This window comes from Vibrio sp. 10N.222.52.B7 (assembly GCF_041474275.1).
GTDB lineage: Bacteria > Pseudomonadota > Gammaproteobacteria > Enterobacterales > Vibrionaceae > Vibrio > Vibrio crassostreae_C.
The window spans coordinates 1-24981 of sequence record NZ_JBFRTU010000040.1 but is presented as its reverse complement, the minus strand read 5'-3'; the positions used below and the strand labels follow the sequence as shown (position 1 = coordinate 24981).

The 24981-nt window shown below is 44.9% G+C and carries 24 protein-coding genes; 14 read left to right on the top strand and 10 right to left on the bottom strand.

Annotated elements, in window-relative coordinates; translation table 11 throughout:
- Entirely contained in the window at window positions 1-1257 is a 1257-nt protein-coding gene (otnK, locus tag AB4512_RS12220) for a 3-oxo-tetronate kinase (RefSeq protein WP_137001416.1), read from the bottom strand.
- 2 nt (window positions 1258-1259) lie between these two features.
- Window positions 1260-2174, bottom strand: a complete 915-nt coding sequence (gene ltnD / locus AB4512_RS12215; protein WP_137001415.1) for an L-threonate dehydrogenase — start codon at window positions 2172-2174, stop codon at window positions 1260-1262.
- Between the two features lie 280 nt (window positions 2175-2454).
- On the opposite strand from ltnD, the gene AB4512_RS12210 reads away from it, so the two are divergent.
- Both AB4512_RS12210 and AB4512_RS12205 read left to right on the top strand, forming a co-directional pair.
- Complete coding sequence (locus tag AB4512_RS12210) at window positions 2455-3213, top strand: DeoR family transcriptional regulator (RefSeq protein WP_372174959.1); 759 nt, start codon at window positions 2455-2457, stop codon at window positions 3211-3213.
- Window positions 3214-3393: 180 nt separating this feature from the next.
- Window positions 3394-3855 (top strand): hypothetical protein, encoded by a 462-nt coding sequence (locus AB4512_RS12205; RefSeq protein ID WP_372150432.1) that lies wholly within the window; start codon window positions 3394-3396, stop codon window positions 3853-3855.
- Between the two features lie 43 nt (window positions 3856-3898).
- Here AB4512_RS12205 and AB4512_RS12200 read toward each other — a convergent pair whose 3' ends face one another.
- From AB4512_RS12200 to AB4512_RS12185, 4 genes are all read right to left on the bottom strand, one after another.
- A complete protein-coding gene (locus AB4512_RS12200) occupies window positions 3899-6130 on the bottom strand; it encodes a hypothetical protein (protein WP_372174958.1) in 2232 nt (743 codons plus the stop codon).
- A gap of 429 nt (window positions 6131-6559) precedes the next feature.
- Window positions 6560-6898, bottom strand: a complete 339-nt coding sequence (locus AB4512_RS12195; RefSeq protein WP_372174957.1) for a Fis family transcriptional regulator — start codon at window positions 6896-6898, stop codon at window positions 6560-6562.
- Window positions 6899-7096: 198 nt separating this feature from the next.
- Complete coding sequence (locus AB4512_RS12190; RefSeq protein ID WP_372174956.1) at window positions 7097-8071, bottom strand: Gfo/Idh/MocA family protein; 975 nt, start codon at window positions 8069-8071, stop codon at window positions 7097-7099.
- A 3-nt stretch (window positions 8072-8074) separates the two neighbouring features.
- Entirely contained in the window at window positions 8075-8398 is a 324-nt protein-coding gene (locus AB4512_RS12185; protein WP_372174955.1) for a putative quinol monooxygenase, read from the bottom strand.
- Between the two features lie 106 nt (window positions 8399-8504).
- Between AB4512_RS12185 and AB4512_RS12180 the strand changes: the two genes are divergently transcribed.
- Complete coding sequence (locus tag AB4512_RS12180; RefSeq protein ID WP_372174954.1) at window positions 8505-9362, top strand: LysR family transcriptional regulator; 858 nt, start codon at window positions 8505-8507, stop codon at window positions 9360-9362.
- A gap of 28 nt (window positions 9363-9390) precedes the next feature.
- On the opposite strand, the gene AB4512_RS12175 is transcribed toward AB4512_RS12180, so the two are convergent.
- From AB4512_RS12175 to AB4512_RS12165, 3 genes are all read right to left on the bottom strand, one after another.
- The gene (locus tag AB4512_RS12175; protein ID WP_372174953.1) at window positions 9391-10599 is read right to left on the bottom strand and encodes a winged helix-turn-helix domain-containing protein; all 1209 of its coding nucleotides are present in this window, start codon (window positions 10597-10599) and stop codon (window positions 9391-9393) included.
- 34 nt (window positions 10600-10633) lie between these two features.
- Complete coding sequence (locus AB4512_RS12170) at window positions 10634-11281, bottom strand: DsbA family oxidoreductase (RefSeq protein WP_017060931.1); 648 nt, start codon at window positions 11279-11281, stop codon at window positions 10634-10636.
- Window positions 11282-11461: 180 nt separating this feature from the next.
- A complete protein-coding gene (locus AB4512_RS12165) occupies window positions 11462-12259 on the bottom strand; it encodes a Cof-type HAD-IIB family hydrolase (protein WP_017069716.1) in 798 nt (265 codons plus the stop codon).
- 262 nt (window positions 12260-12521) lie between these two features.
- Between AB4512_RS12165 and AB4512_RS12160 the strand changes: the two genes are divergently transcribed.
- From AB4512_RS12160 to arsB, 5 genes are all read left to right on the top strand, one after another.
- Window positions 12522-13685, top strand: coding sequence for a glycosyltransferase family 2 protein (locus tag AB4512_RS12160; RefSeq protein WP_017064013.1), 1164 nt, complete (start codon window positions 12522-12524; stop codon window positions 13683-13685).
- A complete protein-coding gene (locus AB4512_RS12155; RefSeq protein WP_017069715.1) occupies window positions 13682-14344 on the top strand; it encodes an START domain-containing protein in 663 nt (220 codons plus the stop codon). The genes AB4512_RS12160 and AB4512_RS12155 overlap by 4 nt, the downstream gene beginning before the upstream one ends.
- 31 nt (window positions 14345-14375) lie before the next feature.
- Window positions 14376-14783, top strand: a complete 408-nt coding sequence (locus AB4512_RS12150) for a glycine zipper family protein (protein WP_029235181.1) — start codon at window positions 14376-14378, stop codon at window positions 14781-14783.
- A 194-nt stretch (window positions 14784-14977) separates the two neighbouring features.
- Window positions 14978-15319, top strand: a complete 342-nt coding sequence (locus AB4512_RS12145) for an ArsR/SmtB family transcription factor (protein ID WP_372174952.1) — start codon at window positions 14978-14980, stop codon at window positions 15317-15319.
- Window positions 15320-15428: 109 nt separating this feature from the next.
- Entirely contained in the window at window positions 15429-16484 is a 1056-nt protein-coding gene (gene arsB, locus AB4512_RS12140; RefSeq protein ID WP_017065681.1) for an ACR3 family arsenite efflux transporter, read from the top strand.
- A gap of 95 nt (window positions 16485-16579) precedes the next feature.
- Here arsB and AB4512_RS12135 read toward each other — a convergent pair whose 3' ends face one another.
- A complete protein-coding gene (locus tag AB4512_RS12135; protein ID WP_372083022.1) occupies window positions 16580-17470 on the bottom strand; it encodes a LysR family transcriptional regulator in 891 nt (296 codons plus the stop codon).
- A gap of 130 nt (window positions 17471-17600) precedes the next feature.
- Between AB4512_RS12135 and AB4512_RS12130 the strand changes: the two genes are divergently transcribed.
- The 6 genes from AB4512_RS12130 (at window position 17601) to AB4512_RS12105 (ending at window position 24928) form a co-directional block, all read left to right on the top strand.
- On the top strand, window positions 17601-18032 hold the full coding sequence (locus AB4512_RS12130) for a PACE efflux transporter (protein ID WP_136975880.1): 432 nt from the start codon (window positions 17601-17603) through the stop codon (window positions 18030-18032).
- A 448-nt stretch (window positions 18033-18480) separates the two neighbouring features.
- Complete coding sequence (locus AB4512_RS12125; protein ID WP_004732234.1) at window positions 18481-19335, top strand: MIP/aquaporin family protein; 855 nt, start codon at window positions 18481-18483, stop codon at window positions 19333-19335.
- 59 nt (window positions 19336-19394) lie between these two features.
- The gene (gene glpK / locus AB4512_RS12120) at window positions 19395-20915 is read left to right on the top strand and encodes a glycerol kinase GlpK (RefSeq protein ID WP_017108878.1); all 1521 of its coding nucleotides are present in this window, start codon (window positions 19395-19397) and stop codon (window positions 20913-20915) included.
- A gap of 275 nt (window positions 20916-21190) precedes the next feature.
- Complete coding sequence (locus tag AB4512_RS12115; RefSeq protein WP_004740378.1) at window positions 21191-21985, top strand: DeoR/GlpR family transcriptional regulator; 795 nt, start codon at window positions 21191-21193, stop codon at window positions 21983-21985.
- 288 nt (window positions 21986-22273) lie between these two features.
- Window positions 22274-23833 (top strand): glycerol-3-phosphate dehydrogenase, encoded by a 1560-nt coding sequence (gene glpD / locus AB4512_RS12110; RefSeq protein WP_372174951.1) that lies wholly within the window; start codon window positions 22274-22276, stop codon window positions 23831-23833.
- Window positions 23834-24118: 285 nt separating this feature from the next.
- A complete protein-coding gene (locus AB4512_RS12105) occupies window positions 24119-24928 on the top strand; it encodes an SDR family NAD(P)-dependent oxidoreductase (protein WP_102394239.1) in 810 nt (269 codons plus the stop codon).
- Window positions 24929-24981: the final 53 nt, after the last annotated feature.

The window sequence follows — 24981 nt, the reverse complement described above, 5'->3', positions numbered from 1 at the left end:
TTATGAAAAGAATGATTGAGCTTTAGCGAAGAAGTTTTCATCACCAAAATTGCCCGATTTTAGCGCTAGTGATAACTCACCTTCGACCGATTTAACCCAAGGCACACCTGGTGCAATTTGAGGACCAATATGAAAACCTTTCACAGCTAGGCTTTGCGTCACGACGCCTGATGTTTCACCACCAGCAACGATGAAGTTTTTCACGCCATGTTGTTGTAGTTTGATAGCGAGTTGACTAAAAAATTGTTCAACTGCGTGGCTTGAAGCTTGTGCGCCGTACTCTTCTTGAATTGCTTTTAGTGCGGCAGCATCTGCGGTTGCATAAACCAAAGGAGCAAACTCGCCTTGGTTATTGGTCATCACCCAATCGAACACTTCATTGGCGTATTGATCATTGGTTAAGCAAGCCTTCACATCGATAGCAAAGTGAGGAGCAAGCTGCTTGTATACCGCAACTTGTTGGTTAGTCATCACTGAACAAGAACCAGAGAACACAACGGTTGGTGCTTTGACTGGGCTACCGGCATGTTTTGCATCACTTTGGTCAGCAAGATGTTCTGTCCAGTTTTTAGCGATACCAGCAGCTAGGCCTGAACCACCTGTGATTAGTTTCAAAGATTTAGCCGCTTGACCTAGCGTCACCAAGTGATCTGCATTAAATGCGTCTACCACGGCGTAGCGACTACCTTGAGCTTTGAGTTCGTTAAAACGAGCGGTAACCGCATCAGCGCCCTGTTCAATCGTTTGAAAGTTAACTAAACCGGAAACACCTTCTGATTGTGCGTCCATCATTCGAACCACACTTGAATCCGTCATTGGTGTAACAGGGTGATTACGCATACCTGAATCACTGAGCAACTCATCAAAAACAAACAAGTGACCGTTGTAAACCGTGCGACCATTTACTGGCAATGCAGGGCAAACCATAGTGAAAGATTCTCCAAGTTCAGCCAAAAGTGCATCTGTTACGGGACCAATATTGCCCTCAGCGGTACTGTCGAACGTTGAGCAGTATTTAAAGTAAAACTGTTGGCAGCCTTGATATTGAAGCCATTTAAGCGCAGTAACCGAATCCGTCACCGCTTGGTCAGCTGGGCAAGAGCGAGATTTAAGGCTGATCACCACAGCATCTGCTGATGTGTCAAACTCTCCCGTTGGAATCCCATTCAATTGAACAGTGCGCATACCGTTTTCAACCAAGAAACCAGCAATGTCTGTAGCACCTGTAAAGTCGTCTGCAATAACACCTAATAACATGATTATTTCTCCGCCTTTGATGTGTTTACACCCGGTAGGTCAATACCTTGGAAGACTTTTATCACTGCACTGTCGTCTTCTTGACCAAATCCAGCATTACTCGCGCTAACGAACATGTTCAGTGCTGCACTTGATAATGGGAGTGGGAATTTCAGGTCTTGAGCGGTATCTGATACCAAGTTCAAATCCTTCACAAAGATATCAACCATAGATTTTGGAGAGTAATCACCATCGACTACGTGCTTCATGCGGTTCTCGAACATCCAAGAGTTGCCCGCTGCATTCGTAACAACGTCGTACATCAAATCAAGCGGAATGTTTGCGCGTGCGGCTAGTGCCATCGCTTCAGCGCCCGCAGCAATATGAACACCTGCTAGTAACTGGTGGATAATCTTAACGGTCGCACCAAGGCCAATGGTCTCACCGATGTTGTAGACTTTAGCTGCAGTTGCATCAAGTACCGGAGCCAGTACTTCAAATGTGGTCACCGCACCTGAAGCCATAATCGTCATTTCGCCCGCTTCTGCTTTTACTGCACCGCCGGACACTGGCGCATCCAGCATCACAAGATCATGTTCAGCAAGCTGAGCTTCGATTTGTTTCGCGTCTTCTGCTGAGATCGTTGCCGAGACCATAACTGGCGTGTTAGGTCTTAGTGCCGCCGCAAGACCAGTCTTAAACAGTACCGTGTTAACTTGAGCTGCATTCACAACCAATACCAAAACTGAATCAAGTTTGTCGGCAAACTCAACCGCGCTTGTAGAGACCGCTTTTGCGCCATATTCACCCAAGGTTTCAAGCGCTTGCGGATTCAAATCGAAACCATATACATCAAGGCCTGCACGGACGCATGACTTCGCTGCGCCCATGCCCATAGAACCTAAACCGATAACACCAACAGATTGAACTTCATTCATAGCAAGATGCCTTTCACGTAATTATTTAATTCTAGATTTGTTAATTCTTGTTTATGTTTGTGATTATATGTGAAGCAATCGAATGCGACTTAGTGATAAGTCACACTTTTAACAAAAGTTAACACACCTGAGTAATTTAACCCTTTAGAGGCATTAGGTAAGGGTAATTTCGGCAGCAATCACAGTTCTAATTGCTATTTCACAACAGATATTCACAGATATTCACAAAATAGCTAAAGATTGATAGGATGATGAAAAATAAGAACATAGAAGAAGAATCATGATTCCAGCGGAACGTCAGAGAACTATTTTGTCACTATTATCACACCAAGAAGTGATCAGTATTTCTGAGCTTGTTGAGCACTTAGAGGTGTCTCATATGACCATTCGTCGAGATATCGTAAAGCTAGAGACATCAGGGAAAGTGATTTCAGTTTCGGGTGGCGTTCAACTGACTAAAGCACTTCACTGCGAATTGTCACACGACATAAAGGTAGAACAGCAAGCAAGCGAAAAAGCTCAAATAGGTCAACTAGCTGCTCAATTGGTTCCTGAGTATTCGACTATCTACTTAGACGCTGGAACAACCTCTTTGGAGATCGCTCACCAACTTGCAGGGCGAGATGATCTGCTTATCATCACCAATGACTTCGCGATTGCCGCGTACCTAATGAACAGCACACAATCTGAGATTTACCATACTGGTGGCAAGATTGACCGTGAAAATCAATCAAGTATTGGGGGCAAAGTAGCTGAGTTCTTGGCAGGGATGAATATTGATATTGCGTTTATCTCATCTTCATCTTGGAATCTAAAAGGGCTCTCTACACCTTGTGAAAATAAGGTGTTAGTCAAACAAGCCATTGTTCAAGCAGCTCATTCAAACTATCTGATTTCAGACTCAACCAAATACGGACGTATCGCTACCTTCCACGCCTTAGATTTAAGTGCGCTTGATGGCGTAATCACCGACATTGAACTTTCGAGTAGTGTGATTGATGAGCTTCAAGATAAAGGCATCAAGGTCATTAATTCGTAACGGATCCCTCATCAAATTTCAGGCTCACCAACCAAACATTCAGAGCCTGAATACCACAACTCCAAAATCATCTATTTATCTACTCGATAAAAATAATTCTTACAATTAAGCGTTTATATTGATTAATAATATTGGCGGCGGGCGGCATAATAGCCGCGAATCCTTTTAACGAGTTTGGTTATGTTCTACAAGCGTCTTTTGGTATTGGCTTTACCGCTTACTTTTGTGTTTCCCACCCATGCTGAAACGTTTGGTGAGCGAATGGCGCGTATCGAACAAGAGAATGTACTGGCGAAAACCATGAGTGAAGAACAAGTTGAATTGATACAAAAAGTCGTACAGACCAATCACTGCGCTAAAGTGGCGTTAACCCACCACCAACGTATTTTGGGCCAATATAAGGTTGAGACATCTTCTTCTGAGTTATTCGTAAAATGGCGTCAACTCGGTAAGCAGTTAGACGCTCAATACGAGATGGATTACCCCGGCTACCCTAAGCACGCTTTTCAAGAATATCCTGCGGCTTCAGGCAAAGTCGATGGCTACCTTTTTGCTCTAATCGACAATGGTTTAAACGAGCAATCGTGGATCGCCAAAGAGTTTAAGCAGTGTAAAAAGAATAAGCTCATATCCAGAACCTAAGCTCTAGTCTGCTCTGGTTCGAGAGTGCTCACTCGCATTAGTTCTAATAAAGTAAGAACAGCCCTTCATAACCGCCAATTTCTATTTCACTCACATAGTCACCAACGTTACCGTTAGCACCAACAGGTTTCATTGGAACATCCAGCGTAATGGTGAGTTTTGACGCTTCATAAAAGCTCGGATTCTTACCGTGGAAATCCGTGCGATACAACACACGACCATTGCTGAACTCTCTCGCTAACACCATGTCCTCAGGGCCACCAGCGACCACCTGATTTTCAGATTGATACATAAAGTACGTGAACGTCGGTAGAACGTGAGTCATGCCATTGGGCAGGTCAGCATGCACCATTTCGTTCATTGATGAATCGCCAACGATGGTGTAGTCCGCGGGTTGAGGTGTCGCTGTTGATAGCATTAAAGGAATCGGTTCAAAGCCTTGTGGGATTAGATGACTCGGCTCTCCCAAATCAACGGCCAATAACGAACTTGGTTGGTAGGCGATGTTTTTAGGGACACCACTTTGCCAGAAAGTGTCAGCCGTCGTGTTGCCACTTCCATAGACGTAACCATTGTTCCACTGATTAAAGTAGCTATGTTGAGCGTGTCGATTGAGGTGGTAGATCGCTAGGGTCGAGTATTGGTCTTGCTTCCAATTCTCTTCACTATTTCCAAGATACTGAACTCGCCCATAACGCGTTGTCGCCTGAAAAATAACACTTTGCCCATTGTAGGCGAGCGCAGAATTATCCCAGAATTTAGAGATCCCCGAGTAACCACTAAACCCAGTAGACGGAAAAATGTAGTGCTCGCGTAAATACAGAGATCCCGCCTCGCTAAGATGAGCCTGTCCATTTCGACCCAGCAAGTTCGCGGTTCCGATGTTCAACCCAATCGACGCATCACTTTCTAAAGCAGATAGATTTTTCAGAAACGCTGAAAATTGTTGTTTATAGAGATCATCCGCTTGATTCGAACCCGCAACGGCTCCTAACTCTTGAACATGCCCACCAGAATGAACATAGAACTGGTTCGAACCAATGAGTTTATTTGTGTCGTCGTTGTACGCACCATTCAAACCTTGGCTTGCCCAGCTTTGCTTGTAGTAGCGATGAATAGCAGATAGATAATCCGCGTTTGCGACGTTCGTTAGCGACCAAGATGAGCTAGCGCTCCACATTCGACCAAATGGCACCACTCTTGATTCCCAACGAAAACGCGCTGTTGCGTTCTTATTGGTTCGATTTCGATACTCGCTTGGCGACAAGTAGTTATCGCCATCTAGGTCTGCAGACACATCAAAACCGCGGATTTTTCGCCATTGGCTGATAGCATTGCCGTCCGGCGTTGTAGTCGGAGCGTCGGTTAATTTGACGGTTGAAAAACTGTTTTTCAGTTTTACTTCTTTTAAGCGCGGCCTGTCGTCGGCGTTTTCACTTTGCCAACGAACTCTCACAACGTATAAGCGCCCACCATCTCTCAAAAAGGTGGAGCCAAAATACTGGCCGCCACCATAGCTCGCACCACTGCCATCATGAGTTGTAGCTCTTACCCAATCATTAGGAAGGTTCCAGATCACCGATTGGTTTTTGGTCATGCTGAGCGTTTTGTCTTTCTTTACATCGAGCCTTTCCCACTGTGAAACCCTACCCTGAGAATCAATAGCCGTTGGGTATTCAATCCAAAATTCGCCGCTGCCAGCAAACTGTGAGAACTTAAAGGTCAGCCGTTCGAACTGCTCAGCATGATAGACATACAAAGCCCCACCCTGTTCGAAATTCTCAAACACATCGGCATCCCACGGAGGCTCTTGATACAGCCAAAAACCAGCATGGTCTTCACTGGCTGTATAACCCAAGATCATAGGTTTTCGGTTTAAAAGAGTCTTTTCGCCGTGAGTTTCATCAACTTCGGCAATGACAGTATCTTCAGAAAAGTGCAGGAAATAGTCTTCGAAATTGAGGCCTTCTAACTCAGCTTGGTTACGGAGATCGTTCTCCAACCAACCCGAGTTCATCGCCATGACTTGGTTGTACATATAACCAATTGTCGTAGCCCGCTCATTGTCGGCTTTGTCAGCATAGGCTCCAAACACAATATCACTGTTGGTAATTTCCCAATCAATGACAGCATCCGCAGATAGTGGGGAGCCCGAAAGATCAACACCCGCTTCATGTTGCCCTGGCAGCACAACCGCTGTGCCAACAGCAAAAGCGTAGCCAGCGATTAAACATGACGGTATGAGTGCGAGCAGCCCAGAAATGTAGGTTTTCATGAATCAAATTTCCTAATTGATACTGTCATGCCTTAAATCACAAGACGAAAAGTCAGCCAACTTACGTGTCAATTTAGGAATCAAAATACGAAAAAAGTATCGACTACATGGCTGTATTGTTCAAGTGCTCTTCTGACTGGTTTCATCGGTGGTAAGGAAAACGAGCAAATGTCGATTCAAAATCAAGACATTAAGGAAAATATAAATTTTTGTGATTTTAATTTTACTTGGAAACCAAGTTTCTCCAACTAACGAGAAATCAGCTCAGATTTTCTCAAAATGAGAATAATACAGTTTGGAAGATGGAAGTTATCAGAGCTTAAAGCTCAGAACGGGCTGAGATTTGCTGCATCGAATCTCAGTTTCAACGCCACACTGTTGAAACTCAATTTGAATAGGCTGTCTAAACAAGAGCGATAACAACGCGCCTTAAAGCCTCTTGTTCCACTTCCCTTGATGGTCGCGGTCGCAATTTTCTTGCGTATCGTAGCTGATGTGTTTATCGATACTCTTCAGTTGAATTCCAACTTGATTGAACGCTTTCTGGATAGTCCCTGAAACACTCTGTTGACCTTCGCCATTTAAGAAGTTCGTTCTATCCTGATTGGTATCGAATACACAGACAATTTTCAAACTTTGCGGAAAAGAGGAGAAGTTGACCGAGTGAGTCACCCATAAAAAACCATCGAAGCCTTTCAGCGTGTCTTCACAAACGTCAGTTAACACGTCTCTGATCTGATTTTCGATTTTCTTATCTGATTTACGCATGCGGTAAAGGTCCTATTTAACACCTTAAAAAGTAAGGTTTTTTGGTCAGTTTCGTACTACCTGATATTGGACACTGTGGCGGTTTCAAATGCAAAGTATTTATTGGGAGAGTCGACTAGAAGATACAGAGGAAACGCCTCATGTTTGATCGCTTACGAGGCAATCAAACATGAGGCGAATATAGAATTTACGAAGATCTTAGCTCGCCGCTTGTTCCCAATCAGTCAGTAACTTCATGATCACGCGAGAGTCTTGGTGGATTGCCATTGGCGCAGCAAGTTGTGTGTCACCTCGCTCGACTGCTTGGCGGATATTGCGCACTTGATAATGGAAGCCATCGCCTTGCGCTTCGACTTTCACTTCACGTGTCGACGTCTCATAGATCTCTACCGTAAACGTGTTTTCTGCAGTCGGTAACCATGGGTTAGTATCTAAAGTAATGCAGCCTTTGCTACCTAGAATAGTAAAGCCATGCTTTAAGCCGTGGTCTTCAGCGGTGTGGATTTGCGCGGTAAAACGGTCATTGAAACGCATCATCGCCGACGATTCACAGATATTGCCATCTTCGCCTCGTCGACCGATTGCTGATATCTGCACATCATCGAACACACTCTCGCCAAATTGCTGCTGCGCGACAGAGTGAATCAGCGACATTGGGTAGCAGCCAAGGTTGTATAGCGCGCCTTTACTTGCAGGGTTCACGAACTGATCAATCGCCGCAACGTAGGAACCTTGAATTGAGCGCACTTCGCCGATCTCACCAGCTGCCAGTTCTTGATGAAGCTTGGTGATAAGTGGATGGTTTAAATACATCAGACCTTCAGCAAAGAATACGCCCGCTTCTTTCACGGCTTGTAAAGCTTGCTCGGTTTTTTCCATATCTACCGACAGAGACTTCTCACACAAGATCGCTTTGCCTTTTTGAGCTGCTTTAATCACATACTCATGATGGACATGGTTTGGCAGAGCAATGTAGATGATGTCGACCGACTCATCTTCAATCAAGGCTTCATAGCTGTTGAAGGTTCGTGTTGGTTGGTATTGGGCAGCAAACTCGTTAAGTGTTTTTTCAGTACGTCCAGCAACGGCATACAGCTCGCTTTGAGCGTCGCCTTTAATCGCATCCGCCATTACGCCTGAGATAAAACTGGTTCCTAGGATTCCCCATTTCATGTATCAGATCTCCTGCTCTTGTGCTTTGATAGGTCCACGTTGCGTTTCGAATGCTTGAACCAACTCGGTAATGTCACGCTCAATAAATGCTTGGGTATGAGGCATACCAAAGTGCTGATTAATCGCCTCGCGGTTTGCGTATTGCTCAAGCAAGACCACACGATCGCTTTGGCTTTGATCATAGGTTGCAATTGCTTGTAGGCAGCCAGGCTCGCTTTGCATGTCGAAACAAAACTGTTCGATAGCTTCGATCGCAGCAGCTCGCTCTATGTTGGTTTTGATCTTAAGTTCGGCAGTAACAAAGATGGTTTCATTCGTTTGAGGCATTTCACGCTCTTATTTTAGTTAATTATCGGTTTGCCATTAATATAATTAACCCCTAATAATTGATAAACTCACCTTTTGTTTATTGTTTATCAACCAAGAGTGTTTAATGGATAAGTTAACCAGCATGAAAGTCTTCGTCTACGTAGTGGAACAAGGCAGCTTTCGTAGCGCCGCAAACCACTTCAACCTGTCGGCGACCATGATAAGTAAACATGTCCATTCCTTAGAAGCCAGTTTGAAGTCTCAGCTGATCCACCGCACCACGCGTAAGCAGTCTTTAACTGATTCAGGTCAGCTTTATTATCGAGAATGTAAGCGAATTCTCGAAGACATCAGCAATGCAGAGAACCTGATTCAAACCTTGGAAAATCAACCGCAAGGCACGGTAAAAATTAACTGCCCTGTCACCTATGGGAACAAGGTACTTGCCCCTATCGTGGCCAAATTTCTCGCACATAACCCAACCATCAACGTTGAGCTGATGTTGAATAATGACCTTGTCGACCCTTATTCATCCGACATAGATCTGATTGTGCGAATCGGTGACCTGTCTGATTCCAGTTTAGTCGCCAGATACTTAGGGGATTATGAGATGTGTTACTGCGCGGCGCCCGATTATCTTAACCAACATGCTGAGATCAGAGTATTAGAAGACTTAGCGCAGCACCCATCGCTTGGATTCAGTTATAGCAGCCAAGCTCCTCACGCCACACCGAATAAAGAACGTGTGCGCTTAATGTCGAATAATGGTGATGTGTTGCGATATGCCGCCCTACAGGGTGTGGGCGTGTTGCTGCAACCGACTATCTTAGTCGCAGAAGAGATTGACCGTGGAGCGCTGTTGGAAATCCTACCCGGTATGGCGCCGTTACCAAAGCCGATTCACCTACTCTACAAAACCAAACAACTGTCGTTGAAGAACCGAACCTTTGTCGAGTTTTTGTTAGCCTCTCTTTCTGAGTAACTAAGCGCTTTCTAAACAACAAAGACCGCTAGACTGCTTGCCAATGGCTCATCAAGCGTTTACCAAGATCAGAAGGTGTGGTGTTATGGACGATCATCTCATCACATTGGTTAAACACCATGAAGTGTTTAAGTTCTTCGCATAAAGCGTGAATCAAAGACTCATGAGTTTTAACTCCGCCTTCAACAACCAAGTTACGAATATTGAGTAAGCGACTCTTTCTATCGACCTTGCAATCCATTCGCGCCACCAGCTTACCTTGCCATAGAATCGGCAAACTAAAGTAACCAAACTGACGCTTGGCCTCAGGCACATAGCACTCAAGGAGGTAGTCAAAGTTGAACAATGATTGCATTCGCTTTCGTTGAATCAGCAGGTTATCAAACGGAGACAGTATCTTAAGCTTGGTTCTGGAAAGAGGTTGATTCAGCAGATCAAACGCACCAGGCAGGACATAGTAATAAGAGCCTTGAATATCTACTTTCAGAACCTGCTTATCTTCAAGCATCTGTTGGAGTGTTTTCTGAATCAGAGGCTTTGTGTTCTTCAGGAGATAGCTCATTTCCGACGCTGTTCCAACTCCGTTAGCCTCTAAGTAACGCGTTATGAGATGCTCGATGTACTCTTGTTCGGTCGGCTCAGAGGTATCAATTCCGCTCGGCAACACTCGCTCGGTGAGGTTATACACCTTATGAAAGTTCACTCGGCTTGGCACCATTAAGTCGCCTTGCATGAACAAGGTTTCTAAAGCTTGCTTGGCCGGTTTACCGCCCCAACCGCCGGGGTTTGGCCTATCCCCTTCAAAATCTTTCGCCATCAACGGTCCTTCATTCTCAATACGTTTGAGAACATGAGCCATCAGTGCGTCATCCTTTTTATACCAATGCTTGAGCTTACCGCTCGCAAAGCCATTCTTGCGATGTAGGCTGAATCGGAAGTCACGCATGGGTAAATACGCGGCGGCATGCGACCAATACTCAAATACTTCTCGACGCTCTAACAGCTTATCAAGATGGTTCAGTTGGTAATCTTGATTGCGATTCCAAAGCGTGTGGTGGTGAGCTCGCTGAATCACAGAGATGGTATCAATTTGCACATAGCCAAGGTTTTCAATCGCAGACAACGTGTTCGCCAAAGCGCCCCCATTGCGTTGCTTTTTAGGTGGCAACTTCTTAGGCGGCAGCTTTTGCGAAAGCAATACCAGTTTTTGCGCTTGAGCGAGTGACAGTGATTCCATGAAATTCAGACTCTAATTGATAGCAATGATCCGTTTATGATTCAGCAATAAGCTCTTGAAGAATCTGCTTGTAGGTTTCTACCGTCTGCGCGCCCGTTACTGCACTCTTACGGTTGAACACCACAGTAGGAACCGCAGAGATCCCCATGCGTTGCCATTCAAACTCTTGCGCTTCAATTTGCTTCAAGTTGTCGGTGTTCTTTAGGCGCTTCAGTGCCTTCGTTGAGTCTAAGCCAACCGCTTCAAGCTCTTGTGCAATGACTTCAAGATCGGACAGGTCTTTTTGCTCTGTGAAGTGAGCAGCAAAGAAGCGTAGCTTTAACTCAGTCTGTTTGCCGTGCGCTAGTGCAAAATCGAGAAGTACATGTAGATGACGTGAATTGACCATTCTCATACTGTCATAGAAATTGAAATCGAAACCAACCGCTTGGCCGCGAGCCGAAAGCTGTTCTCGTGAACGTTGGCTCTCTTCTGCGCTAGAACCGTATTTTCTCATGATATGGGCACGCAGGTTTTCGCCCTCTTGCGGCATGTCAGGGTTAAGCTCAAACGGCTGCCATTCAAGTTCAATCTGGTCTTCTAAACCAAGTTCCGCAACGGCTAGCTCTAAGTTTTTGTAACCGACTACGCACCACGGGCACATTACGTCAGAAATAATATCAAGTTGAAGTTTCTTGCTCATAATCATTCCAAATATCGTTACTAAGGCGTATCCAATTCAAAGTGAATACCCATCTTTCTGGTTAGACTACAACAAGCTGAACACTCGTTCAAATTTAACTCAATACAACAGCAGCCAACAAAAAAGCCAACTCATTTTCACGAGTTGGCTTTGATAAAAATCGAATCTAGCTTAAGAGCGTTACGCTAGCAACTTCTCAAGTACTTGGAACACACCCGCGTCAACGTTACTTGGCGCGCCAAAACGCGCGATCTCTTTTAACTTTGGATGCGCGTTTTCCATCGCGTAAGAGTGGTAGCTCTCTTTAAGCATTTCCAAGTCATTTAGGTAATCACCAAAGCTCATGGTCTGCTCGTAAGTGAAACCTAATGTGTTCTGTAGATGTTTAATCGCCGCACCTTTTGACGCTTCAGCGTTCATCACATCTAACCAAATTTTTGCGCTTACAACCACTTGGTAGTTCTCACCGAATTTGGCATCAATAGTTGGGTTCACTTTCTCTTGTGAACCGTCGAAGTGACAGATAGCCACCTTGATGAAATCGTCTTCTACCGCCAGTAAGTCTTCTACTTGCTCACGGCGATGGTAGTACTTAGAGATCTCCGCCAGAGCACGCTCATCTTTGGTTTCGATGTATGCCGATTTCTTACCGCATAGCACCACATGCGCGCCTTCAATAGCTCGAGCTTCTTTAATGATCTCTTTAATGGCATCGGTATCAAGCAAGCAGCTGTAAAGTTCTTGGCCTTTGTGCATCACTAATGTGCCGTTTTCAGCAATAAACATCATGCGATCTTTAAGCGGGGAAAATGTTTCTAGCAAGCTGTAATACTGGCGGCCAGACGCGGCAGCAAAAATAATATCTTGCGCTTCTAAGCGCTCATAAAGATTGAAAAACTCTGGGTCGAGCTTTCCATGCTCATCGAGTAAGGTGCCATCCATATCAGTCGCGATAAATTTGATGTTTTGTTGGGGCATGTCGGGCGTACCTATTATTGGATTATGATCATTCGTTATCTTGAGTAACGGTTCTGGGTTCGATTATATCGCTAGAGTCGCTGGTGAATACAATGCTTATTTTACCGCCTGTCAGTCACTGTTTCACATCTTTCCAAGGCAAACGCTAACAGAAGCGCATTCCAGTTTGAAGGGTTAAGTCCTACATACAAGATGTGCGTTAGGTCACACTCCACTATATTCTTTCCTGTCTCTCCATCACTTTATTCCGACCACAGTCATTATGATTTTAGCTATTATTACGACCTTGCTTTGCATCGTTACCGTCAAGTTTCTAATCACACTTGCGAACTTAGAGCGCCATCGTATTCACATTGAACCTAAAATATCGTTCAAAAGAACTGAGTGGCCGACTGTTTCCGTCATTATTCCTGCGCGAAATGAAGAAGACAATATTGAAATCAGCCTTGGCTCTCTATTGAAGCAGAGCTACCCAAAAGACAAGTTTGAAGTCATTGTTGTTGATGACTTTTCTACTGACTCAACCCGTGCAAAAGTAGAAGCATTGATCAGTAAGTTCGACGTTAACGCGCGCTGTATTTCAGGTAGAACGTTACCGACCGGATGGCTTGGTAAGAGCAATGCATGTATGGCTGGCGCACTCAACGCGAGCGGTGAATATGTGTATTTCATTGATGCAGATACCGATTCAGCACCCGCGATGCTACAGAGCGTTATCGACTTTGCTATCCAACAAAAAACTGATCTCTTATCGTTTAATCCAAAACAAACTTTTGCGTCTGTGGCAGAAAAAGCGACCTTGCCGGGCATCTTTCTATCGATCGCATCTTATATGAACTTTAAAAACTCGAACGACATGACTAAGGAAGAAGCGATTGCTAACGGTCAGGCGATGTTGTTTACCCGAAAATCCTACGACGCAGTCGGTGGACACGCCGCAGTAGCAAACGCGATATCGGAAGACATCGCCTTTGCAAAAGTCATGAAGGTCAATGGATTTAAGATTTTCTGGGCATTTGCAGACAAACTAATGAGTACGCACATGTATTCAGACTTCAACTCAATCTGGGCTGGCTTTTCCAAAAACATGAATCTTATTGTGAATTGTCAATCGCAAGCACAAGCTTTAAAAGTCTTCATCAAAGCCAACATCATCGCATGGGCGGGACCGCTTTTGATGCTGGTATCGGCGAACGCCTTCATCAGTGACATGTCTGCCATTCATGCTTATTCGCTCATTGTCAGCTCTGTGATGCTCTTGGTGTCGATCGTCACCTACTTCATTTTGGTTAAGGAACTGTTTGTTCCCGCAAAATTTGCGTTAACCGTACCCTTCGGTATTTGTGTTCAAAGCCTACTCGTGCTGAACAGTTACCGCTTATCTAAAACCAATAAAATCAGCTGGAAAGGGCGCTCATTAACATGATGAATAAGATTATTACTTTGCTTCTTCTTGCTTGTTCAGTTTCGGTGTTTGCATCAGACACCGATGGCTGGTCACTGGCACGCGATAAAAAAGGCATCGAGGTTTATAACCGTAAAATTGAAGGCAGTCACTTTAAAGAATTTCGAGCAGAAGGCGACATCAACGCGTCCCTCACTTCTATTATCGCACTCTTTATCGATACCTCTGTTGGCACGCAATGGGTAGAAAACATCGATGACATGGAAGAAATAGAGCATTTTAGTGCGGCGCACACGATCACCAAAACCTATACCAAGGCACCTTGGCCAGTTGCCGATCGTGAAGCTATCGTAGAGAACGTCATCACTCAAGATCCAGAGACGATGGTTGTCACCATTGGTCAGCATGGTAGGCCTGATTACCTGCCAAACAATAATAAAAAAATCATCAGAGTGGCTGAATTAGAGGCGAGTTGGATCCTGACACCAATCGACGAAAACACCACCCATATCTCTTATCGAGTATTGAGTGATCCAGGTGGCGATATTCCGTATTGGCTCATTAACATGGTGGCCGTTTCTCAGCCTTACAACACGCTTCGCGGGTTATCTAAGATGTTGGATTCTGGTGAGTACACCGATCGTCGCCTTGATTTCATCGAGAACTACACGTCACTTTAACAATGCAATGAATACTCTAGAGGTCTATATTGTGAAATTTCCATTCTCTCCAATCGCAGCGATATTGCTTGTAGCATCAAGTTCAGTATTTGCTAATCAAATTATTGTCGATACTAAAGGTGTTGATGAAACACAGTATCACGCCGATCTGTATGAATGTGAGCAATACGCTCAACAAGTGAAGCCTGAAGAGGTCGATTCTCTTGGCAGCGATATTGTCGGTTCAACCGCTAAGGGTGCAGCGCTGGGTGCGGTTGGTGGAGCCGTCTCTGGCGGGAGTGGTCATGATGGTGCAAAAATTGGTGCTGGCATCGGTATTATCAGCGGCGCTTTAAAGCACGGTGCTCAAAAAAGACAATCCGCCGAGCTATCTGAGCAGCAGAAGTTTCAAGTGAATCGTAACTGTATGATCAACCGAGGCTATACCGTTCTTAACTAGCGGATAACCGAGCAAAATGGCGTTTAATCGATGTTCACGCCATTTTGCGTAGCTGAGTCAAAGCAGAGTTCAACCATAGTCCCTGAATCGCCACCTTAAAGTTCGTTCAAATAGACAGTGAGCATTGACCCCTATTTAAAATAGGCTTATCATTAATCGTCTTTTAACGATTAATGAAAGTGAGCCACCTAAGTATGACTGCAACATGCCAAGCAACAGAAAGCTGTTCTCTACCTCTTCCGCCGAGTAATGCTGAAGCAGAAAAAGAGATGGCTGCGTTAGCAAAAGCACTCGCTCACCCAGCAAGAATACGTATATTGAGTATCCTTTCAACGTTAGAAAAATCGGGCGGCTGTTTGAACAGTGACTTGGTGAGTGAATTAGGTTTGGCTCAATCAACAGTATCAGAGCACCTAAGAATCTTGAAAACCTCAGGCTTCATCACTGCTGAATCGATACCACCGAAGATGTGTTACCGCATCGACCGCGACAATATTCAACGCTTCGAATCGATATTTAACAGCATTTTAAAATAGAAGTTCACGCTTGAATGATCGGCTTTGATAGCCTTTACTTTTAAGCGTGTTTTTTTGCCACAACCAATCGTTTTTCGACGATTTACGATATCAACTAAGAGAGATTATCATGAAACCAAAGTTAGGTTTTCTAGATCGCTACTTAACACTGTGGATTTTTATTGCCATGGGCCTTGGTGTACTACTCGGCACCCTATTCCCACAGATCGAACAGTGGAACGATTCAATGTCTGTTGGCACCACTAACATTCCGCTTGCGATTGGCCTTATCTTAATGATGTACCCACCTCTGGCTAAGGTTAACTACAACCTGCTAGGCACTGTGGTAAAAGATAAGAAAGCCATTAAGCTCTCTTTGATCATGAACTGGATCGTTGGTCCAATTCTGATGTTTGTATTGGCACTAACTTTCTTGGGAGACCACCCAGGTTACATGGTTGGGGTGATTCTGATTGGTCTTGCTCGTTGTGTGGCGATGGTTCTGGTTTGGAACGACATCGGCGGCGGTAACAAAGAGTACGGCGCGGCATTGGTTGCTCTAAACAGTGCATTCCAAGTGGTGAGCTACAGCTTTATGGCGTGGTTGTTCATCAGCGTTCTTCCACCAGTATTTGGTTACGAAGGCATGTTGGTTGATATCTCGATGATCGACATTGCACACAGTGTACTTATCTACCTAGGTATACCATTCCTAGCGGGCTTCCTAAGCCGTAAGATCCTTGTGTCGATGAAAGGCGAGCAGTGGTACAACGACGTATTTATTCCACGCATCTCTCCAATCACACTGATTGCACTACTGGCGACTATCGTTCTGATGTTCAGCCTGAAAGGTGAAATGATTGTTGAACTGCCAATGGACGTTCTATTAATTGCGGTTCCACTGACTATCTACTTCACTGCGATGTTCTTCATCAGTTTCTTCATCGGTAAAAAGATGGGCATCGAGTACGACAAGAACGCATCAATTGCATTTACAGCAACAGGTAACAACTTCGAGCTAGCGATTGCCGTGGCTATCTCAGTATTCGGTATCAACTCAGACCAAGCGTTTGCAGGCGTTATCGGTCCACTGATTGAAGTCCCTGTGCTGATTTACCTTGTGAACGTGGCGCTTAAGATGAAAGACAAGTACTACAACGGTCAGACGGTTAAACCTAGCGTATAGCATCTACGTCTACACCTAGAACTAGAACTAGAACTAACAAAAAGCAGCATCACTTTGAACAGAAAGGCTCACACGTTAAACGGTGAGCCTTTTCTTTATTCAGTTTCGTCTAATAGGCCTTTCAATGCTTGTTCAAGCCAAAGTAATGCAGGACCTTTTGAGCGTGTTTTAGACAGAACAAGATCAACCGGAGGCGACCAAGTTTTATGGTCAAATGACACATTCACCTCTACCAAGCGCTGTTTAATAAGCTCTTCTTCAACAAGGTGTTTCGGTAAGTATGCCCAACCGATATCGCTACCAAGAATCATCTCTTTAATGACGATAAAGCTGTTTGACCACCATACCTTTCCGGCAATCAGCGGAAACTGATCCATCACCTTACCTTTGTCTCCCCTCAACATTAACTGACGATGCGGGAGTAAGTCAGAGAGTTTCGCCACACCTGTTTTTGCGAGCGCATGACTTGGATGACACACAGCAATAAACGGTAAGTGACCGATAAAGCAAGGCTCAGAACCGACATCAAAAGCCAAGTTAGTAAACATTAATCCAATGTCGGCCCTCTCTTCGATAATTAACGGATTGACCTCTGTCGTGGTACACGCAACCAGTTCCACTTCAGTCGCAGGGAATTGTTGACTGAACTGACTAAAGATCTTAGATAGATTCGGGACCAATAGTGAATCATCTAATGCAATTTTGATGAGCCCCTCTTCACCACTGCCCATCGCACTAACCGTCACATTCAGATCTTCAACCTGAAGCACGATCGCTTTCACCTGTTTAAATAACTGCTCGCCCGCTTTGGTTAGTGAAGGCTTTCGAGTCGAACGATCAAAAAGCTCAACATTAAAATCTATTTCAAGATTACTGATGCCTTGGCTCACCGCCGACTGCACCTTACCCAAATGACGAGCACTGGCAGAAAATGACCCTAATTCAACGGCATACACAAACATTTTCAGCTGTTCAATGTTGTACATTCGGTTTCTCCCAAATCTTACTATCACAAGATGTGATGCTAACTATCTTTATATTATCACTTAAGTAGATATTATCTAGCCAAGTCATTTGCCCATCGGCGGCTATTTAATCGTAAAGAGAGTTAGAAAAATGTCACATAAAGAACGCATGTTGCACATGGTGCTATTTGAAGTGTTCGCACTGATCATGATGGCGGGGCTAGCAACCTATATTACAGGAAACGGCGCAGGTGAAATGGCAGGCTTAGCGCTCGCAATATCATTGATAGCAATGGCTTGGAACTACGTTTACAACTATGGCTACGACAAAATTTACGGAACAGACCGAAGCAAAAGAACCACGAAAACACGGCTGCTACACGGGCTTGGTTTTGAGTTAGGTTTGATGACGGTAACACTGCCTGTATTAATGTGGATACTTCAACTCGATTTCCTCACCGTTCTGATCATGGATATCGGCTTGGTTATTTTCTTTGTTTTGTACGCGATTGGGTTCAACTGGGCGTATGATTCAGTGCGAGATCGGTTGGTTGAAAAAGGAAAAGTGGCAGCTCTGGTTTAGAGCGGTAAGTTCGTCTCGTATAACAAGAACATACACCCAAATGAAAACTGCCAAACTACAACATAGTTGGCAGTTTATTCATTTATGCATATAAGCTCATTTGTTAACTCCCTTGTTACATAGCAAAAACATCACACAGCCCTCCCTAATTAAGTCTAATAATCCGCCACTCACGAAGTAGCATCACAAATCCAAACATAAACTCCTCGTACCAGTTGCGCATTCATTTACATATAGGTAGTTTGAGCGGCTTCGCAACCTATCAATTCGAGCAATGACGTTCATGCGAGCATCTTTTTCGAGCAAAAGTGTTCGAATTAACATTTCAAGTGACTTTAATTAACAATTTTATGCTCAAACGCTCACTTTTGATGTTCGTTTATTTTCGAGTTCGCAAATATATGCACAATACACGTGCTAGATAAGCAAAACTAAAAAGGACTCGAACATGACAACAAACAAACACCCTTCTTTATTTGGGCAATGCTTGGCTGAATTTATCGGTACAGGATTACTCATATTCTTTGGCGTTGGCTGTGTGGCCGCTCTGGTATTAACTGGTGCGACATTCGGACAATGGGAAATCAGCATCATCTGGGGCTTCGGTGTTGCGATTGCAATTTACTGTACTGCCGGCGTTTCAGGCGCACACATCAACCCAGCCGTAACGATTGCACTGGCCATGTTCCATGGCTTTGATAAAGCAAAAGTGGTGCCTTACATCATTTCGCAACTGCTTGGCGCTTTCTGCTCTGCAGCATTGGTTTACAGCCTGTACAGCAACCTATTTACTGATTACGAAATCGCACATAACTTTGTTCGTAGCAGCCAAGACGCACTATCAACAGCAGGTATTTTCTCAACATACCCACATGCTTCACTTTCTTTCTTTGGCGCTTTTGCTGTGGAATTTGTGATTACTGCTGTTTTGATGTTCGCTATCTTAGCATTAGGTGATGAAAACAACGGCGCATCTCGCGGCGCAATGAACCCTCTACTGATCGGTATTCTTATCGCAGTAATTGGTGGTTCTTTAGGTCCACTGACTGGCTTTGCAATGAACCCTGCTCGTGACTTTGGGCCAAAACTTTTTGCTTACTTTGCAGGTTGGGATTTCGCACTAAGCGGTGCTCGTGATATTCCTTACTTCATCGTTCCAATTCTTGCTCCAATTGCTGGTGCGTGTTTTGGTGGTTGGTTGTACCCACGTGTTATCGGTGCTTACCTACCAGTAGAAGGCCAAGGCTGCACAATTCCAAACCAATGTGAAACAGAAGAAGAAGCTGAACAAGCTCAAGCTTAATCCCTAAGCGACCTTACATTTACTAAAATATAAATAACGAAAGAAAAAGGATTCTTACCATGACCGAGCAAAAATACATTGTTGCCCTAGACCAAGGCACCACAAGTTCTCGCGCTGTAATCCTCGACCACGATGCAAACATCGTTAGCTCTTCTCAAAGAGAATTCACTCAGATTTACCCGAAAGCGGGTTGGGTTGAGCACGACCCAATGGAAATCTGGGCAACTCAAAGCTCTACATTGGTTGAAGCACTTGCTAAAGCAGGCATTCGCAGCGACGAGCTAGCGGGTATCGGTATCACTAACCAACGTGAAACCACCATTGTTTGGAACAAAGAAACTGGCAAACCGGTTTACAACGCAATCGTATGGCAATGTCGCCGTACAGCAGATATCTGTGAAGACCTTAAAGCACGAGGCCTAGAAGACTACGTACGTGACAATACAGGTTTAGTCCTTGACCCGTATTTCTCAGGTACCAAAGTAAAATGGATTCTAGACAACGTTGAAGGCGCTCGTGAAGACGCTGAAGCTGGCAAACTATTGTTCGGTACGGTTGATACTTGGTTAGTTTGGAAGATGACTCAAGGACGTGTTCACGTTACGGATTACACCAACGCGTCACGTACTATGTTGTTCAACATCAACGACCTATGCTGGGACCAGAAGCTACTTGATGAAATGGGCATTCCAGCAGTCATGATGCCTGAAGTGAAGCGCTCTTCAGAGGTTTACGGTCAAACGAACCTTGGTGGTAAAGGCGGTACGCGTATCCCAATCGCGGGTATTGCGGGTGACCAACAAGCTGCACTTTACGGTCAAATGTGTGTAGAAGCAGGCCAAGCTAAGAATACTTACGGCACGGGTTGTTTCCTTCTAATGAACACAGGCCAAGAGAAAGTAACATCGAAGAACGGTCTACTAACAACGCTAGCATGTGGTCCTAAAGGTGAGCCTGCATACGCACTTGAAGGTGCAGTATTCATGGGCGGCGCATCAATCCAATGGCTACGTGATGAAATGAAGCTGCTGGCTGGTGCAGAAGACTCTGAGTACTTCGCAACCAAAGTAGACTCTTCAAACGGCGTTTACGTGGTTCCTGCATTTACTGGCCTAGGCGCACCATACTGGGATGCTTATGCTCGCGGTACGATTGTCGGCCTAACTCGTGGTGTTAACTCTAACCACATCATCCGTGCAACGCTGGAAGGTATTGCTTACCAAACTCGTGACGTACTAGACGCGATGCAAGCTGACTCAGGCATCAAGCTAGCGAAACTACGTGTTGATGGCGGCGCAGTAGCGAATAACTTCCTAATGCAGTTCCAATCAGACGTGCTTGATACTGAAGTTCACCGCCCTGAAGTAACGGAAGTAACCGCTCTGGGTGCCGCTTACCTTGCTGGCCTAGCTGTTGGTTTCTGGGACAGCATTGACGAGCTTCAAGACAAAGCCGTTCTTGACCGCACATTCATGCCACACCACGACGAAGAGAAGCGTAACCGCCGTTACAAAGGGTGGAAACGTGCTATCAAGTGTGCACAGGTTTGGTCTGAACTGCACGATGACGACGAAGAGTAATCTAAGCGTGAGTTAACAGAGGAGCACGAATAATCCCTTATTAATCGATCAGATTGTTCGAACCTCAGCAAACGAAACTAAAAAGAGCACTATTTTGTGCTCTTTTTTGCGTTTGGAGCCAATTTTTCATGTTTTGATCAACGTTTTTGCGGTTTGGACATAATTCCTTACTATCATTACTTCTCTCTCCTCATCAATTCGAGCACAATAGCGCGAGTTAATATTTTCGATTGTGACGCGCTAGAGCCCATAGCGTGCAGGGAGTGGTAAGTTAAGTGAAGCAGATACCAAGACACCAGCAGATTGTAGACCTGGTAAAAACACAAGGATATGTGAGCACCGAAGAGCTCGTAGAGAAGTTCGATGTTAGCCCACAAACCATCAGACGAGACCTCAATGAGCTGGCTGATAGCAACAAAATCCGTCGTTATCACGGTGGTGCAACCATTCCTCTTAGCTCAGAAAACACCTCTTACAACACGCGTAAAGCGCTTAACTTCAATGAAAAAGATGTGATTGCCGACGAGCTGGTTAAACACATTCCAGATGGTGCAACCTTGTTCGTTGATATCGGCACCACACCAGAATCCGTGGCACGCGCGCTGAACAAAAACCACAAACAACTCAGAGTCGTGACTAACAACATCAACGTTGCCAGTATCCTGCTACCAAACCCAGAGATAAAGGTTATCTTGGCAGGTGGCGAAGTGAGAAACCGTGATGGCGGTATCGTGGGTGAAGCAACACTCGATTTCGTGAAGCAGTTCCGCCTCGATTTCGGCATTCTAGGGATCAGCGGCATCGACTTTGACGGCTCACTGCTTGATTTTGACTACCATGAAGTTCGAGTGAAGCAAGCTATCATCGAAAACAGCCGCAGCATCTTCCTGGCAGTCGACCACAGTAAGTTTGGTCGCAACGCAATGGTTAAGCTGGGTAACATCTCTCAAGCACACATGGTGTTCACCAATAAACAGCCACCAGAAGAGATCCTGAACATCCTCAAGGATTCATCGATCCCATTGGAAGTGATCGAGACCGCGTCTCAACCACTAGCGTCGGACGAATAAAAAAACGCTCAGAAATCATGTTCATTAAAAGAGCCCATTATTGATAGATCACTTTATCGATAATGGGCTTTTTTGTTACTTGGAAAGTCGCACTTGAACATGATTAATATCACTTCTATGCTCGAATGAGAGTTATTTGGAACCTTCGCTGTCATAAGCGAAGGTTTTTTTATGCGCAAATCACATAAAACGCGCATAAACGAAAATAATAAATGACCGCAAACGAAAGTTCATATAGGATTCAATTATGTTCTAAAATGCTCGTTCGCTCAGAAAGAGGTCAAAACCATGAGTGCTCAACAAAATAATTCAAACAACAGTACATCTTCCACTTTAGACTTGATCGTGATTGGCGGCGGCATCAATGGTGCAGGCATCGCGGCAGACGCTGCTGGTCGTGGTCTAAACGTTGGCTTATACGAAGCAAATGATTTCGCGTCTGCGACGTCTTCTGCTAGCTCAAAGCTTATCCACGGTGGCCTACGCTACCTTGAACATTACGAATTTCGTTTGGTTTCGGAAGCACTCGCTGAACGTGAAGTCTTGTTAAGAAAAGCGCCTCATGTTGCTCAGCCAATGCGTTTCCGTTTGCCTCATCGACCATTTTTACGCCCAGCTTGGATGATTCGCTGTGGCCTATTCCTTTACGATAACTTGGGTAAGCGCACCACTCTTCCGGGAAGTAAGACAGTCAACCTAGCGAAATCGGGCCTATTAAAGCCAGAAATGAAGACAGGTTTCGAATACTCAGATTGCTGGGTGGATGATGCGCGTATGGTGTTGCTCAACGTATTAGCAGCAAAAGAGAACAACGCAGAAGTACGTAACTACAGCCGTGTTGAAAAGGCGCACCGTGAAGGCGGTATCTGGCATGTGACGATCCTTGATGTGATGACAAACCAGCGTTTTGAACGTAAAGCAAAAGCGTTAGTGAATGCAGCTGGCCCTTGGGTTAAGCAATTCTTTGATGATGGATTAGAGCAGGCTTCGCCTCGTAATATTCGTCTGATCAAAGGCTCGCACATTGTTGTGCCACGCATTCATGACGAACCACAAGCGTACATTCTGCAAAACAAAGACAATCGCATTGTGTTCATGATCCCTTACCTAGATAAGTTCTCGATCATCGGCACCACCGATCTTGAATACAAAGGCGACCCACGTAACGTCGCAATTGATGATGTTGAAGTGGATTACTTGATTGATATCGTTAACCAGCACTTTGTTAAACAGCTTGGCCGTGAAGACGTGGTTTGGACATACAGTGGCGTAAGACCGCTTTGTGACGACGAATCTGATTCCCCACAAGCGATCACTCGTGACTACACATTGGAATTGGACGCAGAGCTCGATCAAGCACCACTGCTTTCGATCTTTGGTGGCAAGTTGACCACTTATCGTAAGCTCGGCGAAGCGGCACTTAAGAAGCTTGAGCCTCACCTAACCAACATGGGTGCACCATGGACAGCGAACGACACGCTTCCAGGTGGTAACTTTAGTTGCAGCAGAGAGCAACTTGCGAAGATGATCCACACTAAATACCCTTGGGCATCTGACGCGCTATTGCTTCGCTACGTGACTCAATTTGGTACTTACACTTGGAATCTACTGGAAGGCGCAAATAGCGAAGCAGACCTTGGCATCCAGTTCTCAAGCGAGGCGCATGGCGTTTATCAAGTGGAAATCGATTACTTGATCAATGAAGAGATGGCAATGACTGATGAAGACATCTTGTGGCGCAGAACCAAACTTGGCTTATACATGAGCGAATCCGAGCAGCAAGCGGTGACGGATTACCTGAAAGAGAAACTACAAAGCAAGGTAGTGAGCTTTTCTCAAGTAGGCTAACCCCACCAGCCTAAGCATGGTTCAAGAGCATACTTAACAACGAAGCTTAGCGTCCCCCGCGCTAAGCTTTTTTATTGCCTGCTATTCCGACCTAAGAACTCGATTGATCGTCTCCTTCGCACGGACTGAGGCTTTGTTCACTCCCCCATTTTCAACAAAAACTAAATAGTGTTTTATTAATCCGGTTGATTATCAACTTCATAAAAGGTTGCTATTCTTTACCTCAATGAAACGACACATTTAAAAACGCTCACCATGTCAGCGCTTTAATAAGGAATCTATTCCATGCAAAAAGTTATTCTGATCACAGGCTCTACCGATGGTATCGGCTTCGAAACGGCAAAAGTACTTGTTCAACAAGGTCACCACGTTTTATTGCATGGACGTAACCCAAGCAAACTCAAAGACGTAGAGCAGCAACTTGTGGCTATCTCTGCGGAAGCGAAAATTCAAAGTTACGTGGCAGACTTGTCTGTTCTGGCTGATGTGGATGCGTTGGCTGACAAAGTAATTGCTGAGCGCGATAAGATTGATGTACTGATTAACAACGCAGGTGTGTTCAACACTCCGAACCCAATCACTAAAGACGGTTTAGATGTTCGTTTTGTTGTGAATACCATTTCACCATACCATCTGACTAAACGTCTGCTACCTGTACTCGATGCATCTAGCCGAGTGGTGAACCTGTCTTCAGCCGCGCAAGCAGCAGTGAACATCGAAGCGCTAGAAGGTAAGAAACCAATGTCTGATGGTGACGCTTACGCACAAAGCAAGCTTGCGATCACTATGTGGACTCGTGAGATGGCAAAAGAGTTAGGCTCTACGGGGCCAATGGTGGTTGCTGTCAACCCAGCTTCGTTACTAGGCAGCAAGATGGTGAAAGACGCTTATGGCATTGCAGGCGGCGACCTAAGCATCGGTTCTGATATTCTGGTTCGCGCATCATTGTCTGATGAGTTCGCACAAGCAGGCGGTCAATACTTTGATAACGACAACAACACGTTTGCTAACCCGCACCCAGATGCGATTTACGGCGATAAGTCACAACAAGTTGTCGCTAAAATTGAAGAGATCATCAAAGCAACGCTTTCTTAATGACAGCTATGCTCAAGTGATTTTCTGATTCCAAGAAAAAGCCCTACGTGACT

Excerpts from the sequence above, each read along its gene's own strand:
- otnK (WP_137001416.1), bottom strand. The coding sequence starts at position 1,257 with ATGTTATTAGGTGTTATTGCAGACGACTTTACAGGTGCTACAGACATT.
- AB4512_RS12190 (WP_372174956.1), bottom strand. The coding sequence starts at position 8,071 with ATGAAATGGGGAATCCTAGGAACCAGTTTTATCTCAGGCGTAATGGCG.
- AB4512_RS12125 (WP_004732234.1), top strand. The coding sequence starts at position 18,481 with ATGACAACAAACAAACACCCTTCTTTATTTGGGCAATGCTTGGCTGAA.
- AB4512_RS12205 (WP_372150432.1), top strand. The coding sequence starts at position 3,394 with ATGTTCTACAAGCGTCTTTTGGTATTGGCTTTACCGCTTACTTTTGTG.
- AB4512_RS12180 (WP_372174954.1), top strand. The coding sequence starts at position 8,505 with ATGGATAAGTTAACCAGCATGAAAGTCTTCGTCTACGTAGTGGAACAA.
- AB4512_RS12145 (WP_372174952.1), top strand. The coding sequence starts at position 14,978 with ATGACTGCAACATGCCAAGCAACAGAAAGCTGTTCTCTACCTCTTCCG.
- AB4512_RS12170 (WP_017060931.1), bottom strand. The coding sequence starts at position 11,281 with ATGAGCAAGAAACTTCAACTTGATATTATTTCTGACGTAATGTGCCCG.
- AB4512_RS12105 (WP_102394239.1), top strand. The coding sequence starts at position 24,119 with ATGCAAAAAGTTATTCTGATCACAGGCTCTACCGATGGTATCGGCTTC.
- AB4512_RS12155 (WP_017069715.1), top strand. The coding sequence starts at position 13,682 with ATGATGAATAAGATTATTACTTTGCTTCTTCTTGCTTGTTCAGTTTCG.
- AB4512_RS12175 (WP_372174953.1), bottom strand. The coding sequence starts at position 10,599 with ATGGAATCACTGTCACTCGCTCAAGCGCAAAAACTGGTATTGCTTTCG.
- AB4512_RS12165 (WP_017069716.1), bottom strand. The coding sequence starts at position 12,259 with ATGCCCCAACAAAACATCAAATTTATCGCGACTGATATGGATGGCACC.
- AB4512_RS12185 (WP_372174955.1), bottom strand. The coding sequence starts at position 8,398 with ATGCCTCAAACGAATGAAACCATCTTTGTTACTGCCGAACTTAAGATC.
- AB4512_RS12210 (WP_372174959.1), top strand. The coding sequence starts at position 2,455 with ATGATTCCAGCGGAACGTCAGAGAACTATTTTGTCACTATTATCACAC.
- glpD (WP_372174951.1), top strand. The coding sequence starts at position 22,274 with ATGAGTGCTCAACAAAATAATTCAAACAACAGTACATCTTCCACTTTA.
- glpK (WP_017108878.1), top strand. The coding sequence starts at position 19,395 with ATGACCGAGCAAAAATACATTGTTGCCCTAGACCAAGGCACCACAAGT.
- AB4512_RS12200 (WP_372174958.1), bottom strand. The coding sequence starts at position 6,130 with ATGAAAACCTACATTTCTGGGCTGCTCGCACTCATACCGTCATGTTTA.
- AB4512_RS12135 (WP_372083022.1), bottom strand. The coding sequence starts at position 17,470 with ATGTACAACATTGAACAGCTGAAAATGTTTGTGTATGCCGTTGAATTA.
- arsB (WP_017065681.1), top strand. The coding sequence starts at position 15,429 with ATGAAACCAAAGTTAGGTTTTCTAGATCGCTACTTAACACTGTGGATT.
- ltnD (WP_137001415.1), bottom strand. The coding sequence starts at position 2,174 with ATGAATGAAGTTCAATCTGTTGGTGTTATCGGTTTAGGTTCTATGGGC.
- AB4512_RS12195 (WP_372174957.1), bottom strand. The coding sequence starts at position 6,898 with ATGCGTAAATCAGATAAGAAAATCGAAAATCAGATCAGAGACGTGTTA.
- AB4512_RS12160 (WP_017064013.1), top strand. The coding sequence starts at position 12,522 with ATGATTTTAGCTATTATTACGACCTTGCTTTGCATCGTTACCGTCAAG.
- AB4512_RS12130 (WP_136975880.1), top strand. The coding sequence starts at position 17,601 with ATGTCACATAAAGAACGCATGTTGCACATGGTGCTATTTGAAGTGTTC.